At 57.3% G+C, this 2,053-nt stretch carries 2 protein-coding genes and 1 pseudogene; 2 read left to right on the plus strand and 1 reads right to left on the minus strand.

Features of this window, described 5'->3' with window-relative positions:
• A pseudogene (locus R2N16_RS25360) lies at positions 1-233 on the plus strand (hypothetical protein); the annotation flags it as partial.
• Positions 234-417: 184 nt separating this feature from the next.
• Here R2N16_RS25360 and lspA read toward each other — a convergent pair.
• Positions 418-927: a signal peptidase II gene (gene lspA / locus R2N16_RS25365; protein ID WP_316669799.1), complete on the minus strand. Its 510-nt coding sequence runs from the start codon at positions 925-927 to the stop codon at positions 418-420.
• A 337-nt stretch (positions 928-1,264) separates the two neighbouring features.
• Between lspA and R2N16_RS25370 the strand changes: the two genes are divergently transcribed.
• On the plus strand, positions 1,265-1,924 hold the full coding sequence (locus R2N16_RS25370; RefSeq protein ID WP_316669801.1) for a flavin reductase family protein: 660 nt from the start codon (positions 1,265-1,267) through the stop codon (positions 1,922-1,924).
• The last annotated feature ends 129 nt before the right edge of the window (positions 1,925-2,053 follow it).

Raw genomic sequence — 2,053 nt, forward strand, 5'->3', positions numbered from 1 at the left:
GCCTGGCGTTTGTTACCGACTTTTCGATTCGAAAGGAAGTGGCAGCAGGCCAACTGGTTGGCATTCGCCTCGACCATCCGCTCACAGAGAACCAGTACGCCCGCGTGCTAGTTAAGGAGAAACGTCCGCTGCCACGGGCTGCGCAGGAGGTCATCAATGCGATCAACCGGCATCTGGCGGATCTATCTACGGAACGAGCCCATTCGGATACTTTGGACGCGACTGGTATTTGATCTCCAAGGAATGCCGGAAAGCCCTACCCGCTATCGACTTTTTTCCGGCGCTGTGCACCGATGACCGCTTCTGGCTGCCGAAAGCGGCCTCTCGCGACCAAGCTGGCAACACCCGCGTCCGACCCGAAGCGGACGACCTGCCGCATTCAAGGCAGACGTCGCACGCGCTCAAGGCCTTCATTCCTCAGGCCGTCGAGGCACCCGGCAAAGTGGGCCCGCGCTTTACACCACGGAAGAGAATGAGCGCCACGCCGAGCATGATTCCAATGTCTGCGACGTTGAATACACCCGTTCGCAACTGCCCGATGCCCATGTTCAGAAAATCAAAAACCCTGCCATCGTAGACACAACGATCGAACAGGTTGCTGAGCCCTCCACCCAGAATGCACGCTATCGCAATGGCTTCGGTACGGCCGAGCTTGGACGAACGCAGCAGCCAGCCGAACAGGCCGATCAGAATCGCCAGAACGCCATATATGAAAACGATATTGCGAGTCGAATCAGGCATTCCCCCCCCGAGGCTTAGGAACGCGCCGTGGTTATAGGTGGGAAGTACGAGCAAGCTTCCCGAGAGAAATGACACGACTTCACCAGGCATCAATATTTGCTTGAATAAAGCCTTCGTCGACTGGTCGATGATGATCCAGGCGAGCGCGCCAAGCAGCGCGGTGGCAACTCTTTGTTTCGTCGTCATTCGAGAGGTCGTCTGTAGGCAGGGCCCCATTCTAGTCAGAGTTCGATTCCGGGAGCGTGTGCAAGGGAATTGTCAAAGACCGCTCTGACGATATCGACCGGCTGCTCTTGGCCGATAGGGTGAGGCCGCCGACTTCTGAAGTCGCCCCGTGATAGACGGCCAGTGCATGAATACGGACGTACGTCTATCGGGCACGCACACAAAAGACGCAGACCCATCCCGAACGGTGCTCCCGCTTGCCCATCACCATCGAGACCAACAACAAAGCAAGAATCGGAGCGTATCTAACGAACACAGTCGGCATCATGGACCCATTCACTCACGGAGCGAAGAACCCATGAATAACCCTCACGTTGTTGCCGAGCCTCCTATTTTGTACCTCGGAACGCCCGTTGTTCTGGTTAGCACGGTCAACGAAGACGGCGGACATAACCTTGCCCCTATTTCGTCAGCTTTCTGGCTGGGCTGGCGGGGGGTGCTTGGCATCGCGTCGGCGTCGCAGACCACGCGCAATCTGCTTCGCACTGGCGAATGCGTACTCAATCTGCCTTCCGTCAATGAGGTAGCCGCCGTCGACCGCATCGCGCGAACCACGGGCGTGCATCCCGTCTCCGAATTCAAGCGGGCGATGGGGTATGTCTATGAACCCGACAAATTCGGCCGCGCGGGAATGACGATATTGGCGTCGGATATCGTCGGAGCTGCGCGCGCGCTCGAGTGTCCGATTCAGCTCGAAGCTGTGGTTGCGGCAGTTCACGGCATTGGTGATGACAGTGACCAATTACGCGGCTTCATCAGTTTGATTGAAGTGCGGATCCAGCGCGTTCACATCCATCCCGATCTGCTGATGGAAAGTCACGCCAACCAGATCGATCCAGATAAGTGGTCGCCATTAATTATGAGTTTCCAAAAATTCTATGGGCTTAGTGGACAGGTGCATCCGTCCAGACTCGCTGATATACCGGAAAGGGCGTACGAGCCGCTATCGCAGTTGTGATGCCGGCAAGGCGTCGCCTTCCGCAGAGCGGTAAGCACCGAAAACTGGCGGTGCCCCCGTCCCGGTTCGATTGTCACCAAACTACCGGTCGATATCGAATGTCCCACATCGGCCGGATGCGGTCGGCGG

This window comes from Ralstonia psammae (genome assembly GCF_958405935.1).
Classification (GTDB): Bacteria; Pseudomonadota; Gammaproteobacteria; order Burkholderiales; family Burkholderiaceae; genus Ralstonia; species Ralstonia psammae.